A 17,064-nucleotide genomic window follows, 5' to 3' on the forward strand; every position below is an offset into this window, starting at 1 on the left:
TCTTGCTAAAACAACAGAAAAGCGCCCTTAAATTACCTTTTGGGTAAGATGAGGGCGCTCTATAAGGACTTCAACTTTAACGCAGCAGTAGCCGGTTCATCATGTCCACGGTATATTTCACTCCTTTTTCCCCTAACTCACCGGACCAAGTATGGGAATGCGGCTCAATGCTCAGACCTCCGTCGTAGCCGACCCCGTACAGTACTGCCATGAACGTCCCCCATTCCGTTTGATCCATACCCGCAGGCGGATCGTCAAACCGGGCGCCATCGATAATGACCGAGCCTTTTATGTGCACATGCAAGAAACGATGTCCCCAGTCGCGCATTTCCTTTAAGTAATCCTGTCCGGCATACCGCGCATGAGACGGGTCGTATTTGATGCCGAGCTCTGGCAAGTGCGCGTGTATCAGCTTCCAGGCCATTTCATCAACGATAAAGCTGTTCCAGTGACAGTTGTAAGCGGCGATTTGTACGCCCTTATTTTTGCCGTATTCAATTAACCTGGAAAAGTATTCGATGGCGGACACGACATTGTCGTAATAAGATCGGTCCTCAATATAATTGCAGCCGCACACGAACACGGGACAGCCAAGATCGGAAGCTGCATCAATGAGGTCATAGCTGACTTGTAGCTCTTCCATAATGAGACTCCCATCCTTGGCAATCCGGTCGGAGCCCCAACGACCGATAGAGCCTACGGCCACACCGGTCCGGGCACTCGCCGCTTTAAGCTCCGGCACAATACCGCTCAGCTGCTTTACATCATATCCGACATTAAAGCAGAACTCCACAAACTCCAGGTCAAGCGCCGACGCATAGTCAAAGCTGTCCGCTGTCGGAGAAACAATGATCCCAAGTTTCAAGTCAGAACATCTCCCTTTAGTTTTCGGTGATAACAAGCCGCTTCAGAAACGGATCTTAATTCGCTTTACTGTATAAGCGACGATCAACCTATTCGGTTATGTCGGCAACCTCTTTTAAAATCTTATCCCCGCCCTGTTTATTCCACATGTCTACAAAATCATCGAAAGAATCCACCGGCGCTACGCCCATGATGATTTTGGCAAAGGCCTCTTTCTCTAATTTTTGAAGGTTAGCCCATCTGGAAGCCATGGTTTCCGTCTGACCATAATACAGGCTGTAGACTTCTTCAATATTCTTGTCCGTAGAAAGCGGTCTGTCGCCAACCATAATGGATACAAGCCGCGGTAGATTGGTCTGAATAAGGTCGCCGCCGCCTTCCAAGTCCCAATGATTAATAGAGAAATTATCGAACGGTTCTTTTTTAAGTTTCTTGATTGCGTTCATGTCATCCTTCAAAAGTTTGTGAGTACTGAAATCCATGGAGTTGATGTCCGTTTGACCATTTAAATACTTGTTTAGCATATCGTAAGAGACTTCAATTTCATCCAGGTTATCAAATACGGTGTACAGCGGATAGGCTCCGCCGGTTCCGGGATTTTTGCCCAAACCGCTGGCTACCCATTCAGGTTCATCTCTCAGCAGAAGATTGATGATTTTCAAAGCCGCTTCAGGATTTTTATATTTTTTGTTCACCACCAAAAACTGATTTGCCGGCGCAGCCATATGCGCATAATATTTGCCATCGTCAGCCTGCGGATAAGCATACGCTTGCCAATCCGGGGCGGGGGATTTTTTATACACATCCAACAGCACGTAACCGGTCCACCAAGGCCCGAAGAAGATGCCCGCTTTCTCATCAAGAATAGGCTGCAAGCTGTCGTCGCGAACCAGCATATCCTTATCAATCAATCCTTGCTTGTACATATCGGCTAACGTTTGCAAAGCTTGTTTAGTCTCCGGCTGAGTTGAACCATAGACCAATTTTCCACTGCTGTCTTTCAGCCAGTACAACGGGAACGATTTGTGTGCGGCAAAAATAGGATCCAGTCCGTACAAGTTACCATCCGTACCGCTCAGCAAACCGGATTTTGAAGGGCCGACGATGCCGATCGTATCCTTTTTCCCGTTACCATCGGGGTCTTGTTCAATAAAAGCTTTAGCGACTGTTTTTAACTCTTCGATGTTCTTAGGCGGTTTTAGCCCCAGCTTATCCAGCCAGTCTTGGCGAATCCACATCTCGCTCATTCCGGAAGCCTTTGGCACCGGGGCGGGAATGGCCATGAGCTTCCCATCTTCTTCAACGAGATTCTTCAGCATCTCTCCGCCGCTCTTGTAGAAATCTTTCAGTATATCGCTGCCAGACGTGTTAAAGACATCTGTTAAATCTGCAATTGCATCGTACTTCTCCAGCGTTTTGAGCTGTGTTAAATTCACGAAAAAGGCGTCCGGCAAATTGTTCGATGAAATCGCCAGACTGATTTTCTGATTCCAGTCCGTCGGGGAACTGATCCAATCATATTTCACGTCAATATTGAACTGCTTTTTAATTTCATCAATGAAGTCATTATTTTCAATCGACTTGCCCTCATCAAACTTTGCGTTTGGATCCAGAGTCCGAACTAGACGGATGGTAACCGGTTCGTTATATTTTCCAAACGGATCGAGTGAAGGCGCAGCCGATGAAGCAGCAGGCGATGATGAAGACGCCCCCTCGTTTTCTGTTGAAGTTTTGCTGCAGGCTGTTGCACTCGTTACCATTGCTAACGCCAAACCCGCTACCAGCAGTTTGTTCCCTTTCATTGCGTTTCCTCCCTTTTAATATAATCCGGCAATCCGTCTTACTTCATTCTTTCACAGACCCTAAAGTAATACCGGTTATGAAATACCTTTGCAGGAATGGATAGATGATCAGAACCGGAATCATAGCTATGAATATTTTTGCTGCATTTAAAGATTTGTTATTGAGCTGTGAGGCAAGTTTGACCTGTTCCGTATCCACGGTAGATAAATTGATGCTGACGACCAATTGCTGAATATACGTTTGTAACGGGTAATTCGATTGATTCGTACTTAACACTAATCCTTGAAAAAACTCATTCCAGTAGCCCACAACCGTAAACAATGTAATGGTGGCAATAACGGGGGTAGAAATAGGAATATAGATCTGGAGAAACGTTCTCCATGGGCCGGCGCCGTCTACATAGGCCGCCTCTTCCAATGCAGAAGGTGCGTTTCTGAAAAAGTTGACTACCAGAATCACACTGAATACCGGCATTCCTCCCGAAAGCACTAATCCCCAAATCGAATCGATCAAACCGTAACTGCGCATCGTAAGATACCAAGGTATGGTTCCGCCGCTAAAGAGCATGCAGAACACCAATAACCACATGTATACATTTCGATAAGGCAGCTGTCTGGATGTTCTGGAAAGCGGGTAGGCCATGAGCAATATGACCCCTACGGTCACTATTGTGCCAAGCACAACCCTTTTTACAGAGACCCAAAAGGAGAGAAAAAATGCTTCTTCCGCTACGATTTTTTTATAAGACAGCAAGTTAAATCCCACTGGCCATAGCGTAACCGTGCCGGCGTTTACCGCCGATTTTTCACTCACTGAAACCATCAGGATGTACCATAGAGGCACTAAACACAATAATGTAATGACAATCAACAGGATCATATTTGCGGCATTAAAGGTTCTGGCGCCCAAGCTTTTGTTCTCGATCAAACTTTCACCTCCCTTCCGACAAGTGGTTAAAAGATTTTATAGCCCGTAAACCTGTCCGCCAATGCATAACTTACAAGGATCAAAATAAAACTGACCACCGACTTCAAAAGACCAACCGCTGTGGCAAGACTGAATTGTAAATCCACCAGACCTGCGCGGAATACCCAGGTGTCGATAATGTCGCCGGTAGAATAAACCAAAGGATTGTACAAATTATAAATTTGGTCAAATCCGGCATTGAGTACGCTTCCAAGAGATAATATGATCAGCAGTATGACCGTGCTTCGGATACCAGGCAGCGTAATATGCAAGAGTCTCTTTAACCGGCCCGCGCCGTCGATAGCCGCTGCTTCATGAAGAGCCGGGTCAATCGCCGTAAGCGCTGCAAGATAAATCACGGCATTATAACCGAACCCTTTCCAAATATCCGTTCCAATGACTAACGATCTGAACAAATCCGGACGACCGAAGAAAAGAATCGGTTCTACGCCGAATAACGCAAGAAAGCTGTTAACCGGACCATTGGAAGCGAACACGTTTAACACGATGCTTCCGAGAATGACCCACGACAGAAAATAAGGCAGATACACTATGGTCTGAATGGGACGTACCCATTTTTTGACCACAAGCTCATTCAGCAGCAGGGCAAAAACTAAAGGAACGATAATGTTTCCGATGAGTTTGCCTACCGCAATTACAATCGTATTGATAAAGACTTGACTAATATCGTCCATACTGAACATGTAACGAAAGTTCTCCAACCCGATCCATGGAGACTTAAAAATACCCATTGAGGGGTTATAATCCTGAAAGGCCATTACAATCCCAAACATAGGTACAATACTGAACAAAATCAACCAGATATACCCCGGCGCCATCATGATCCAATAATGTTTTACATTTTTCCTGCTGTACATTTATCCGCTCTCCCCCTTTCCTTACCTATGGATTAAAATGCTTTGTTCTACCAAAATGGTTCCGCTTACATTGTAACTATAGCATCGTTAATGGAAGGGTACGTATAGACATATGTTGATGAAAAACCGGCGTTTCATCGCTTTAATCTTCGTAAATAGCATTATTGGTTTCAATATATAGAACATTTTTCATGCATAGGTTCATCAACTAACAGCACGCAAAAAAACCTTTCATGATGGGTAGAAGTAACCACCCAGGCAGAAAGGTTTTATCTTATCTTGCGATCCATTTGTTCGAACCGTCCTTTATAAGATTTCAGGCGTATTGATTTTATTCTTTAGCTTTCCGTTTTCTGTATTCCCCCGGCGTCATTCCCGTTTCATCGCAAAACACGCGGATAAAGTAGTTCACATCATCATATCCCACCATCTGTGCTATATCCGACACTAGTTTATCTTTTTCCTCCAATAACCTTTTAGCCGCCCGAACGCGCTCTTTGCGAATAAACTCATTAAAAGACAGACCGGTATATTTCTTGAAATTGACTGAAAAATAGCTCCTGCTTAAATTAACGCTCTGAGCAACATCTTCCCCATGCATTTTTGTAGCCAAATGATTTTTGATAAAAATTACAGCTTTCATCACACAGAGATGCATCTTATCATGATTGATTTCTTCGAAAGCTTTTTTGTACAATGCCTGTCTGAAAGAAGACATCCATTCAAAAAAGGCTTCCAGATTTTCATATTGTTGAATATCTTTTTGTACGATGCCGATATTCTCTTCAGCCACACTCGTTAAATAAAGCAACACTTGGGCAACTTTCCAAATTGGAATATGAAGTTCTTTTGTACGGCGACAAAGCTCTTCAAAATTCAGATCATCATAAAGCCAGTACATCTGTCTCCATTTGCTAACGAGCTGCTCCCATTCCTGCTCCATGTAATCCTTTGACGGATTGCCGCTATCCTCCCCGGAACCATGAGGCGAGCCGTTATTCAGCTCATTGCCGGATCTCACTCTGCTTTGCTTCATCCTACCCTCAACTTTATTGCTGATTTCCTTAAGCAATTCGTTGCAATCCGTGCTTTCCATTTGCAATTTGGAAATATAATCGATTGCCCCCATCCGCAGAGCCGTCTGTACATATTTAAACTCTTCGTAAAAGGTAAGGACTACAAAGAGCAGTTTGGGATATAGCTCCCGGCATTTCTCCATCAACGAGATTCCGTTCATAACAGGCATATCCAAGTCGACAAATAACAGGTCTACCGGTGTGGCTGCTAATAACTCCATAGCTTTTTCACCGTTCTGCGCTTCACCCACAACGCTCATTCCGTATTTTTCCCATTCCATAATGGAAATAATGCCCTGCCTCGCCAAACGGTCGTCGTCTACAATCAATACACGATACATGCTAGCGATTCCCCACTTTATCATTTTTTGCAGTTTCGCAAACCATCTATTTCTGGATGTCAATCGGCAAAAGCAATTTCACCTTCGTACCGCGGGTCAGTTCACTATCAATGGTAATGATGGCTTTATCGCCATAAAATGATTCCAGCATATAATGTACATACCTGAGTCCAATCCCTGCAAATACACTGTCATCGTCAGATTTTCTATGCATCGTCTGTTTGATGCTTTCTAATTGTTCGGTTGTAAGGCCTTTTCCGTTGTCCTCAACAATGATGATAATGGCATTACGTTCGGTGGAGTGAGACACACGGATGCTCAGGCAGCCTTCTTCGCCCAGACCGTGATGAATAGCATTTTCAGCGATAGGTTGCAGAATCATACGTGCGGTGGGTGTTTCCAAATATTCGCCTTCATCGACTATGACATCTACCTGAAAGTCATACCGCATTTTTTGTAATTTCAGATAGGACAGGAGCATTTTCACTTCCGTCCTTAAAGTCGCTTGCTTATCGATCTTGCCGAGACTGTAGGCCAGGATGAAATTGAGTTCAGTAATAAAGGTTTCAATTTGGGCTTGACCGGACATTTTTGCCAGCCAGTGAATGGAATGAAGGGCATTCATCAAGAAATGAGGATTGATCTGATAATAAATCTTCTCAATTTCGAGCTTTTGTTTTTCGCGGGACATATGCTCCGCATCCGACAGAAGCTTTTGTATTTGTATTTTCATGGTATTAAACTGCTTAAAAAGTTCATCATATTCCACTACACCGCTGTGAACAGAAATGGTTTCCAAATCACCTCTACCGATTTTTCTCATTTCTTTAATAAATAAAATGAGCGGAGATAAAATTAAACGGGACAATACCATATATGAAATTCCCAACAATAATAAAGCCAGGATGAAAATACTTGTAACATCGCGAATCCAAGCATAAAGCTCCCGGTTATATTCAGCTTTTGGCAATAATAATACGTTGACAAACCCCATGTCTGTTTCTTGACGAACCCCTACATAGTTTTTGGATTTTCCGAAAAAGTGGCTGGCTACTTCTTCCTCATCTTTCATCTGAAAAAGTTCTCCCGGATGAAAGGCTTCTGAGCTTGAATACTGAACGCGGTTAGGGGTGTCCAACTGCAATAGTACATACTTCATATGTTGTGACTTGGACAAATCCTCTATTTGTTTGTTCGCATCCATTCTGGATTCGATGTAAATGACCAGCTGTCTTCCTTCTTCTATCGTAATTTTCCGACTGATGGAAAGCACCTGGTAGTTCCCTAAACTTTTAACACTTGATTGGTGTAAAGAGTGAAACTGAAACTCACCGTTTTCTTTTAATACATTGAACTCATAAGGAGGTACACTTGGTAAAAAGTTGTAAAAGTAATGATTAGCGGTCACAGGATCGAAGTATGTTCTCAAAATGATATCACTGTTGGCAAAGGTTATTTTAACCAAATTGTCCAAAATGTCCAGAGAGGTCTGATATTTGTCGAAATTCGAGTTTTCTTGAAAGTAGCTGTCTAATAAGGAGCCTATATTGCCTTCCGGAGACATCTGTTGAGAAATCCGTGTAACATTCTTATACTTTTGCGTCATTTCTTCAGTAATCTGCTGCAGGTTAGCCGCCATTGAAGTCTTTAATTTACTCTTTTCTATAGAATGGATCGTTTGATAAGAAATTAATATTAAAATACAGAGTATGGCAATCGTTTCTATCACTACGATAAAAACCAATCTCCGTTTTAAGGTTTTTAGTTTTAAATAGCTAAAAAATAATTTTAGATTCATCATACCGTTCGGGTTCCCCCATCGCGCTCACGTCCTGAACTGCTTCCGGTACTCGTTCGGTGTGACTCCCGTCGCTTCCCGGAAGGTTTTCGTGAAATATGAAAAATTGCTGTAGCCTACGTGCAAGGATACCGCGTTAATGGGAAGGGTGCTGTTCGTCAGCAGCTCTTTCGCCTTTTCCAGCCGCTTCTCCAGCAGGTAGCTCCCGATGGACATGCCCACCTCCCGTTTGAATAGCCGCGAGATGTAATCGGGATTCAGATATACGATCTCTGCCAGATCGTTCCGGGAGATGTCCTGGCTGAAGCGGTGGTCCAGATAGTCGAGAAGCTTGTCAATGACGGAACGGGAGCTTTCCGCAAACGCCGTATACTGCACGGCGCATTTCAGCAAATGGCGGACGAAGGCCTTCATATCCTCCACGGACCGGATGGACCGCTCGTACAGCTCATCGTGGCTGCCCTGGTTGGCGAAGAGCTTGTGGGCCTGAATCTCCTTTTGTCTCAAATCGGAATACACTAGTTGAGTCACGTCCAGCCGGAACAGTTTCAGTGTGTCCGCGTTGATCTCGTTGCGGGCTGCCAGATTGTCCAGGTACAGTTCCACGTTCTTTTCCAGCGTCTCCCGGTCATTGCCGGCCAGGAGGGATTCCCACACATTGATTGACGGGCTGTTATAGGGAATTTCCCGGTGCTGGTATTCGCAGAGCAGGAAGGTCCGGTTCCGGCTGCTTACGTTGTCCGCACTCATGGCCCGGAGGCTTTTAACGTTCCGGCAAATCTCGGTGAGCCCGCAAAAATCCCCGATGTTGCAGCGGACGTCCATCTTCAAAAACCGGTTCGTCTTCCAGATGAACTCGTCGCAGAGGTTCTGCACTTCCATGTGGCTGTTGAAGGGTCCCGTCAGCTTCAGAATGGCTACCCACGCCTTTTGCTCGGTCCGGATGACGCTCTCGACTGTAAAGTAGGGGGAAGTGTAAATCTCTGAGGCGGCGTTCTTTAGGACAAATTCAAACAGCGAGCCCCCCCAATGCTCGTAAAGCTCCTCCCGGTAAAAGACGTCGATCAGTATCGGAACGAAGCGATCCTCCTCCGTGTATACCAGATGCTCTTTTTCGATCCGTTCCCGCAGAGTGGCGAAATCCGAGGAGATCTTCTCCAAAAGGATGCTCCACCAGAAATGCTCAATGATGGTTCTCCGGTTGTTTAGCCAATACCGGCTGTTCTGCTTGTGCTCCTCGTTCTTCAGAACGGCGGATGCTTTGTGGACGGCCCGCTGGACGGCTGCTTCCAGCAGAGCGTAGTCAATGGGCTTCAGCAAATATTCCAGGCTCTGCAGCTGAATCGCCCGCTGGGCGTAGGAAAAGTCCGCGAAACTGGTCAGGAAGATTGTTTCCAGGCCCAGGTTCCGCTCCCGCGCCCATTCCAGCAAATCCAAACCGCTTCCCTGGGGCATTTCGATGTCGCAGATCATCACCTGAACGGGCACGCTCTCCAGCACAAGCTTGGCCTGCCGGATATTGCTGGCAGTATAGACAGCATCGAAACCAAGGGTTTCCCAATCCATAGCGTATCGGATGCCTTGGACCATATAAGCGTCATCATCCACGATCAGAATATTCATTCCGGGTCCTCCCTTTCCTTTATCGGTATATGGATTTCCACTACGGCTCCGCGCATTGGGCTGTTGTAGAAGACCACCTCGGCCTCTCCGCCGTAAAAATAGTCCAGTCGCGCCAGACAGTTGGCGATGCCGATCCGGGAACCGTCCCCTGCCTTGATCTCCCCCTTTTGCAGCAGCGCCAGTGTATTCTCGTCGAAGCCGTACCCGGTATCGGCGATGAAGATCGCCGCGTAGGCCCGGCCCTCTCGTTCCTCCGGAAACACCGTGACGGAGATTTCTACAGATTCATCCAGGCTCACGGTATGTTTCACCGCGTTCTCGACGAAAGACTGGATAACGAGCGGGGGGATGAGGCAGTTCCTCGTCTCCGGATCCTGCTCCAGGTAGAACGTCAGCGCCGACTTGTACCGCATCTTCTGAATGTCGAGGTAATTTTTTACATGTTCCATCTCGTCTTGAACCTGCACAAAATCCAGATTGCTCCTGAAGAGATACCGCAAATAATCCGACGTCGTCTTGGCCATCGTCCTGATTTCCGGGTACAGCTTCAGTCCCGCCATATGATAGATGAAATTCAGACAGTTCAGAAAAAAGTGAGGCTTGATCTGCAGCTGCATATAGTCCATCTGCACCCGCTGTTTTTCCAGTTCCTTCTCATAGACTTCGATCTTCAATGTCTTCACCCGTTCCGCCAAGGTAGCGAACTGTACACTGGCTTGCTCCAACTCGGCGATTTTGCTGTCCTCCGCTCCATAACCGCTTTCCCCCTTTTCGTAGTTTTCCAGATTCCGCGAAAACCGCCGGACGGGGTCCAGCACGTTCCGCCTGAGATAAACGGACATGAACGGCAGGGTGATCAGTGTGAGAAGCGATAGCAGAAATAGCAGCAGCTGAATGACGAGCACTTTTTCAAAGAGGCCGAAGTTGGAGATAAACAGCCGGATCCGGAAAGGCGCTGAGGAAAACGGCCGGTCCAGCACGAGATCGTTGGAAAACAGCAGTCCGCCAAGCCTTGCCGGATCGCGTCCCCGCAGCAGCCCGGGAAGCCCCGCAGTAGAATCGATAGCGGTTAAAGGCGTGTTCGCTTCGTCCGTGAGGACGGCATGGCCGGTTTTACCCAGGTCCAACTGTTTCAGGGGACGAAGCAAATCCTCAGCGCTGATCCAGCTGCCAATGTATTTATCATTATATTGATAAAGCTTGACCAAATAGTTCTTGCGGTCCACAGCAATAATATTCCAGGTTTGGCTGATGGAGCTCGTCTGAATCGTGTCGGAGGTGATCAGGGAAACGATCTTTTCTTGTATCCGCTTTCGTTCTTCGTAGGAAATGGCGCTGGAGCAGGGGACATAAGTCTCCTTGTCTTCGAAATAGAGAAAGAAATTATAGTAATCGCCGTATTCCAGCAAATAATCGTTGAATTTGAGCTGGAGCGAATGGATGGCGGCGTTGATTTCCACCTGGTCCGAGCTTTTCTCGATCGTTTCGATGTAGCGATTCGTGTCCCGGTCAGTGCCCTGGTTTCCCAGCAGGATGGTCAGCATACGGCGGTTGATGTTGGTAAACTGGTCGTTGATGCGGGAGGCGTACAAATCGGCCATGTTGCCCAAATACTGCTTCGTCTCCGAACGAATATACGCTATCGTGACCAAACTGACAGTCACGTCCAGCAGCAGCAGTGGAAACAGCAGCAGAACGGCCAGCTTCGTCAGCTGGGAGATAGACCTTCCCCTTCTTCTCTTCTTGCCGGACATAACCTTCCCCTTCACCCTTCCGTATATAGCGTAAACCAAATGCCGGTACCGGCATTTGGTTCGGTTGAATCGTTGCATGGATCTTGTCTATTCCTTCACGGCTCCGAGGGTGATCCCCTTCTGAAAATACTTTTGCAGGAACGGAAAGATCAGGAGAATGGGAATCATGGCGACAAAAGCGATGGCCATGCGGATGGATACCGACGGCATTTTGGCCGCTTCCGCTCCCCCTCCGCTGAACTGGGCGTTGGCCAGGTACTGGATATCCGTGATCAGCTTATTCAGAAAATTTTGAATGCTGTAAAGGCTCTCCCCTTTCGGTCCTGACAAATAGTATAAACCATTTGTCCAGTCATTCCAGTATCCCAGGGCAGCGAACAAGCCCATGGTGACGAGAATCGGCGTTCCGAGGGGCATAATGATCGAGAAGAAAATCCGAAACTGGCCTGCCCCGTCGATTTCCGCTGCTTCGATCAAAGGTCCGGGGATGCTCGTACGGAAGTAGGTACGCATGAGCAGCACGTTCATGGCGCTGAGCAGCAGGCCGGGAATCAGCAGAGCGAAGATCGTGTTCTTGATGTGAAACGTATTGGCGTACATCAGATACGTCGGGACCAGGCCGCCGTTGAACAGCATCGTGAAGATGACGTAGAAGGACAAAATTTTCCGTCCGGGCAGGTCCTTGCGGGACAATGGATACGCCAGCATGGCCGTCATCAGGACGTTGGCCAGCGTTCCCACGATCGTGATCAGGAACGTAATGCCGTAGGCCCGAAGGATTTTGTCCCCCTTCTGGGCGATATACTCGTAAGCATACAGACTGAATTTCTGCGGAAAAAAGGAATAGCCGTGAACGATCAGGGTATTCTCTTCGGTGATCGAGGATAGAAAGACGAGCAGGAAAGGCAGCAGTGCGATGAGCACGACCAGGATCATCACGGTATGGGCGATCGTTTGGAAGATAACGTTCTCTCTTGTTTTTAGCATGGTTTCGGTTCACTCCATCAAAACAGAGCACTGTCTCTGTCGAGTTTTCGGACGATCCAGTTGCAGGCCAGTATGAGGACAAATCCGACCACCGATTGGTAGAAGCCTGCGGCGGATGCCATCCCCGTGTCCCCCAGCTGCAAAAGCGCGCGGTACACGTACGTATCAATGGTATTGGTGACGTTGAACAGGATGCCCGAATTTTGCGGTACCTGATAGAACAGGCTGAAATCCGAAAAGAAAATACGGCCCACGTTCAGCAAGGTCAGCGTTATGATGCTGGGCACAAGCATCGGCAGCGTGATGGTGCGGATTTGGTTCCATTTCCCCGCCCCGTCGATTTCCGCCGCCTCGTAGAGGGAGCGGTCGATGCCGATGATGCTGGCCATGTAGATGAGGCAGCCGTAGCCCACGCCTTTCCAGGTATTGACGAAGATGAGTATGAAAGGCCAGTATCGGGACTCCGAGTACCACGAAATCGGCTCCTTGCCGAGAAGCGGCAGAATCGTTTTGTTCATCAGCCCGGTTTCGGGGCTCAGCACCGCGTAAACAATGTAGCTGACGATGACCATGGACATAAGAAACGGCAGCAGCACAGCGCTTTGATACAGCTTCTTCATATGCTTGTTCATCATCTCGCTGATGAAGATGGCGAAGATGACGCCGACGACGATATTAACGATGATGAAGGCGACGTTGTACAGAATGGTGTTCCGGGTGATGATGAAGGCGTCCGGCGTCGTGAACAGGTATTTGAAATTATCGAAGCCGGCCCAATCGCTTCCCCAGATTCCCTTGCGAAAATCCATCTTCTTGAAGGCGATGACAAGACCCGCCATAGGGATGTAGTTGTTGATGAACAGATAGATCAAACCAGGCGCCATCATGATGAACAGCGGCGTCCACTTGAAGTGCTTCGCCAGTTTCCTGTTCCTTCGCGGCGCGCCTGTCGCGGCGGATGACATGGTACAGTTCCTCCTTTATTAGACAGCCGCCTCATGACCGGAGACCGATCGGGAGGCGACTTGTTTGGCTGACGGTTCGCTTACTGCTTTTTCTCGTCGAGGAACTCGTCCAGCTGTTTCTGCTGGGCCGCAATCACTTTCTCTATTCCCGCCGCTTTCAGGGCGTTCACGAATTTAGGCAAATATTCATCCGGGTCGACGGAACCCGATTCCAGCGACCGGGCGTACTGCTTGTTTACGTTGGAGATGGCGGTGATCTCCGCTTCATACCCTTTCGGGTCGAACATGAAGCCAAATGCCTTGGATTTGGGCGCTTCGTCGTTGAATACCTTCATCTTTTCCCAGACGTCGGCGGGCAGGCTGCTGGCCCAGACGCTGGCGATGAACTGGTTCGGCAGCTCCCAGCCCAGGTTCAAGTGATACTCCGCGTTGGAATCACTGACGCCTTCGGGATAGCCGATGGTGTTTTTCTCTTTGTCCACATACACGTAGTCTTTGCCTTCCATTCCCCAGTTGAGCAGATTCATCACTTCGGGGCTTCCGTATATGTAATCCAATAGCTGCATCGCTTTTTCCGGGTCCTGGGAGTTGCGGGCGATGCCCAGCGTCACATAGCCGGAGGAACCGGAGTGCAGGACGTGGTCGCGAAGGGGGGCGAATACGACGTCGTAATCCCCTTCTTTATCCTGGTAGGCGGGATGCCAGCCAACTATGGTAGCGAACGTATTCCCAGCCTTCATCACGACGGCAGGCTCGTCCTGGCCGGTAGGGGCGTCCTTGTTAATGTACCCCTTCTGGTACCAGTCATGGAAGATCTCCAGGGACTGCTTGTACTGTTCCGTCGCCGGTCGGATTTCCACCTTCGTGCTGTCCAGTCCGTCGTTGACCAATACGCCGCCGAAGCCGCCCAGGGAATCGAAGCCGCCGTATCGGGTGGCCGGCTGGTTGACGTCCCCCGCTCCGAACAGCATCGTCATATTCGGTTCGCCCGCCTTCACCTTTTCGAAGATGGGTTCCAAGTCCTGGAGTGACTTAATCTGACTGATATCGATGTTGTACTTTTCCACGAGATCCTTCCGCATTTCAATGGACGGCCTGTTGTCACGCTCGATGTTTGTCGGTACCCCATAGATGAAGCCGTTAATGTTGGCGGACTTGGCCATTTCCTCGCCCAGGGATTTTTTGATATTCGTGCCGTACTTATCGATCAGGGGACTCAAGTCTACGATTTTTCCGCTGGAGATATAACCGGCGGCTTCCCCTGATCCAAGGCGGAACAGGTCAAGCGGCTCCGTCCCGGTCAGCATCAACTGGATCTGTTGGTCGGTGCTGCCCCAGGGAAGAATCATCAATTCCAATTCCATGTTCAAATCCCGCTTGAGAATGTTGTTGACTTCGGCCATGACTCTTTCCTGCCCGGCCTGCTGTTCGCCGGAGATGGCCATGACGACCTTGTGGGTATTCTCCGGGCCCGTCTTCGTACCGGACACTTCCTCCACCTTCCCGCAGCCCGCCAGAGCCGTCGCGGTCAAAAGCGTGGAGAGCAGTAACCCCGCCATTTTCTTGTTCATTAGATCACCTCAAAAAGTATTAAACTTCGCATGCTTGGTGAGTTTAGTATAGTCGCCGGAAGGTTCATGATTCTATAACGAAACCGACCTCTTTTCATCACGAAAACGACCAAACGCGCCCTTCATTTCAGATAGAATTCAGCACTCATCAGATTTCGGTCGGTGGCGTCTTTCCCTATGTAGAGGATAAACCGGCCCTTTTCAGACACGAACGAACCCTCCGCATTGTAAAAACGCAGCTTGTCCTCCGTGATTTCAAACGTGACGATTGCCGATTCTCCCGGCTGGAGGAAAACCTTGCGGAAATCCTTCAACTCCTTCACGGGCCGCGCGATGCTCGCGGCCACATCCCGGATGTAGAGCTGAACCGTCTCCTCGCCGGCACAGCTGCCCGCATTGGCAACCGATACCGATACCCGGAGCGGCTTATCCGCGGTCAGGTGATGCCCGTCCATCTGGAGATCCGTGATCGCAAACTCCGTATAGGACAGTCCATAACCAAAGGGATACAGCGGATCGTTGGATCCATCCAGGTAGCGGCTCGTAAACGGATTGTCCACCCCTTCCACGACGGGCCGGCCTGTGTTGAGCCGATTGTAATAGAATGGTATCTGTCCCGTATGCCGCGGGAAGGACATCGTCAGCTTACCGCTTGGGTTGTAGGCTCCGGAGAGAACGTCCGCGATAGCGTGCCCGGCCTGGGAGCCGAGAAACCACGTTTCGAGAATGGCGTCCATGTTCCGGTCAAACCAGTCCAACAGCAGGGGACGGCCGCTCGACAGGAGAAGGACGACGGGCTTGCCCGTTCGCCGGACGGCTTCAGCTAATCGGGCCTGAATTTCCGGCACTGTTATATTTTGCCGGGAGGAGGCTTCCCCGCTCATAGAACTGTCCTCGCCCAGGGCCAGGAGCACCACATCCGCCTCCCGGGCAGCCGCCACCGCCCGCTCGATCCCTCCGGGCAACTCCTCCCGGATGCCGCATCCTGCTTCGACCATGAGGGCGTATCCCGCCTGCTCCAGTCCTTCCCGTATGGTCACCGTCCGCTCGCCGTACCGGCTGAACTGCCACGTACCGAGCATATCCTTGCTGTCTCCCAGGGGACCGAGAAGGGCGACCCTTTTCCCCTTGCCCAGAGGCAGGATGCCACTGTTCTTGAGCAGGACGGCGGATTTCCGGGCCACCTTCCGGGCCAGCTCCAGGTGCTCCCCGCTGAAGGTAACCCTCTCGGCTTCAGCCGGACGAAAGAAACGGTAAGGGTCGTCCATGATTCCCATCCGGAATTTCAGCGTTAGAATGCGGCGCACCGCTTCGTCGATGAGACCTCCGTCCAAGTCGCCAGCCCGCACCGCCTCCGGAAGATAGCGGTTGAAATAGGGCGTCGCCATCTCGATATCCAGCGTCGCGCCAGCCGTGCGGACGGCAGCGTCCCGGCCGTCCTCCGCCGCTCCGTGGGCGATCATCTCCTCCACGGCGGCATAGTCGGAGACGACGACTCCCTTGAAATCTAATTCCTCCCGGAGCAGCCCCTTCAGAAGAGCCCGGTTACCAGCCGCCGGAACCCCGTTGACGACATTGAAAGCCGCCATAACGGAAGCGGCGCCGGCCTCCACCCCCGCCTTGAACGGGGGCAGATAGACGTTGCGTAGGGTTACGTCATCGATGCTGACCGTATTGTAGTCCCTTCCGCCTTCGGCGGCGCCGTATCCGATGAAATGTTTCAGGCAGGCGGCCATCCTTCCTTCTTCCCCCAGCCGTTCGCCCTGATAGCCCTTTACCTGGGCTTTGGCGATGAGGGAAGCCAGGTACGGGTCTTCCCCCGACCCCTCCGCCACCCGTCCCCAGCGTGGGTCCCGGGCGATGTCCAACATTGGAGAAAAGGCCAGCATCGTCCCAACGGCGGATGCTTCCCGGGCGGAGGCCCGGACGGCTTCCCGGATCAGCTCAGGATCGAAGGAGCATGACCATGCCAGTGGAATGGGGAAAATCGTCTGAAACCCGTGAATAACGTCCTGGCAGAATAACAGTGGAATGCCAAGCCGCGACTTTTGCACCGCCAGCTGCTGCAGTTCCCTGGTCTCTTCCGCACTCATCCCCAGGTTGATGACGGAGCCGATCCGCCCCTGACGGATTTGCTCCGCCAAGGGATCCGCCTGAATGCTGCTGCCGATGGCGTCGGTGTTCGTCCCCGCCGACTGGGTCATCTGGCCGATTTTTTCCTCCAGGGTCATTTCGCTAAGCAACTTCTCCACCGCGGCCGCGGTTTCGTCCGCCGCGCCGGATGCGCCTCCCGCTCTTGCGTGTTCGTTCATTGTAATTGTTCTCCTCCGCAGATTATGGTCTGGAACCACTATAATGCGGGGGAGCGGCCCCAATCTATAAGCAAACCGACATTGTTTTATCAAAAAAACGAGGAATAGACGGACGATCCGCGGTCT

12 protein-coding genes are annotated in these 17,064 nt (G+C 49.8%); all 12 read right to left on the minus strand.

Annotated features, from left to right (window positions below; genetic code table 11):
- Positions 1-76: 76 nt before the first annotated feature.
- The 12 genes from M2108_RS19525 to M2108_RS19580 all read right to left on the minus strand — a co-directional run bounded on the left by M2108_RS19525 (position 77) and on the right by M2108_RS19580 (position 17,001).
- Positions 77-865, minus strand: a complete 789-nt coding sequence (locus tag M2108_RS19525) for a sugar phosphate isomerase/epimerase family protein (RefSeq protein WP_277471032.1) — start codon at positions 863-865, stop codon at positions 77-79.
- 88 nt (positions 866-953) lie between these two features.
- Positions 954-2,666 (minus strand): extracellular solute-binding protein, encoded by a 1,713-nt coding sequence (locus M2108_RS19530; protein WP_277471033.1) that lies wholly within the window; start codon positions 2,664-2,666, stop codon positions 954-956.
- A gap of 43 nt (positions 2,667-2,709) precedes the next feature.
- Positions 2,710-3,594 carry a carbohydrate ABC transporter permease gene (locus M2108_RS19535; protein ID WP_277471035.1) on the minus strand — a complete coding sequence of 295 codons (885 nt, stop codon included), beginning with the start codon at positions 3,592-3,594 and terminating at the stop codon, positions 2,710-2,712.
- Between the two features lie 26 nt (positions 3,595-3,620).
- Positions 3,621-4,511 carry an ABC transporter permease gene (locus M2108_RS19540; RefSeq protein ID WP_277471038.1) on the minus strand — a complete coding sequence of 297 codons (891 nt, stop codon included), beginning with the start codon at positions 4,509-4,511 and terminating at the stop codon, positions 3,621-3,623.
- A gap of 331 nt (positions 4,512-4,842) precedes the next feature.
- Positions 4,843-5,928: a response regulator transcription factor gene (locus tag M2108_RS19545; protein WP_277471040.1), complete on the minus strand. Its 1,086-nt coding sequence runs from the start codon at positions 5,926-5,928 to the stop codon at positions 4,843-4,845.
- 46 nt (positions 5,929-5,974) lie between these two features.
- Entirely contained in the window at positions 5,975-7,729 is a 1,755-nt protein-coding gene (locus M2108_RS19550; RefSeq protein ID WP_277506304.1) for a sensor histidine kinase, read from the minus strand.
- A 24-nt stretch (positions 7,730-7,753) separates the two neighbouring features.
- Positions 7,754-9,349, minus strand: a complete 1,596-nt coding sequence (locus M2108_RS19555; RefSeq protein WP_277471045.1) for a response regulator transcription factor — start codon at positions 9,347-9,349, stop codon at positions 7,754-7,756.
- Positions 9,346-11,103 carry a cache domain-containing sensor histidine kinase gene (locus M2108_RS19560; protein WP_277471047.1) on the minus strand — a complete coding sequence of 586 codons (1,758 nt, stop codon included), beginning with the start codon at positions 11,101-11,103 and terminating at the stop codon, positions 9,346-9,348. The genes M2108_RS19555 and M2108_RS19560 overlap by 4 nt, the downstream gene beginning before the upstream one ends.
- Positions 11,104-11,190: 87 nt before the next feature.
- Complete coding sequence (locus M2108_RS19565) at positions 11,191-12,090, minus strand: carbohydrate ABC transporter permease (protein WP_277471049.1); 900 nt, start codon at positions 12,088-12,090, stop codon at positions 11,191-11,193.
- 17 nt (positions 12,091-12,107) lie between these two features.
- Positions 12,108-13,055: an ABC transporter permease gene (locus tag M2108_RS19570; RefSeq protein ID WP_277471050.1), complete on the minus strand. Its 948-nt coding sequence runs from the start codon at positions 13,053-13,055 to the stop codon at positions 12,108-12,110.
- An 80-nt stretch (positions 13,056-13,135) separates the two neighbouring features.
- Positions 13,136-14,626, minus strand: a complete 1,491-nt coding sequence (locus M2108_RS19575) for an ABC transporter substrate-binding protein (protein WP_277547323.1) — start codon at positions 14,624-14,626, stop codon at positions 13,136-13,138.
- 122 nt (positions 14,627-14,748) lie between these two features.
- Positions 14,749-17,001, minus strand: coding sequence for a glycoside hydrolase family 3 N-terminal domain-containing protein (locus tag M2108_RS19580; RefSeq protein WP_280777150.1), 2,253 nt, complete (start codon positions 16,999-17,001; stop codon positions 14,749-14,751).
- Positions 17,002-17,064 lie beyond the last annotated feature (63 nt).

Source organism: Paenibacillus sp. PastM-3 (assembly GCF_029893965.1).
In the GTDB taxonomy this organism is placed as follows: domain Bacteria; phylum Bacillota; class Bacilli; order Paenibacillales; family Paenibacillaceae; genus Paenibacillus_AQ.

Coding starts and splice junctions, on each gene's coding strand:
- M2108_RS19530 (WP_277471033.1), bottom strand. CDS start 2,666: ATGAAAGGGAACAAACTGCTGGTAGCGGGTTTGGCGTTAGCAATGGTA.
- M2108_RS19540 (WP_277471038.1), bottom strand. CDS start 4,511: ATGTACAGCAGGAAAAATGTAAAACATTATTGGATCATGATGGCGCCG.
- M2108_RS19545 (WP_277471040.1), bottom strand. CDS start 5,928: ATGTATCGTGTATTGATTGTAGACGACGACCGTTTGGCGAGGCAGGGC.
- M2108_RS19550 (WP_277506304.1), bottom strand. CDS start 7,729: ATGATGAATCTAAAATTATTTTTTAGCTATTTAAAACTAAAAACCTTA.
- M2108_RS19555 (WP_277471045.1), bottom strand. CDS start 9,349: ATGAATATTCTGATCGTGGATGATGACGCTTATATGGTCCAAGGCATC.
- M2108_RS19560 (WP_277471047.1), bottom strand. CDS start 11,103: ATGTCCGGCAAGAAGAGAAGAAGGGGAAGGTCTATCTCCCAGCTGACG.
- M2108_RS19565 (WP_277471049.1), bottom strand. CDS start 12,090: ATGCTAAAAACAAGAGAGAACGTTATCTTCCAAACGATCGCCCATACC.
- M2108_RS19570 (WP_277471050.1), bottom strand. CDS start 13,055: ATGTCATCCGCCGCGACAGGCGCGCCGCGAAGGAACAGGAAACTGGCG.
- M2108_RS19575 (WP_277547323.1), bottom strand. CDS start 14,626: ATGAACAAGAAAATGGCGGGGTTACTGCTCTCCACGCTTTTGACCGCG.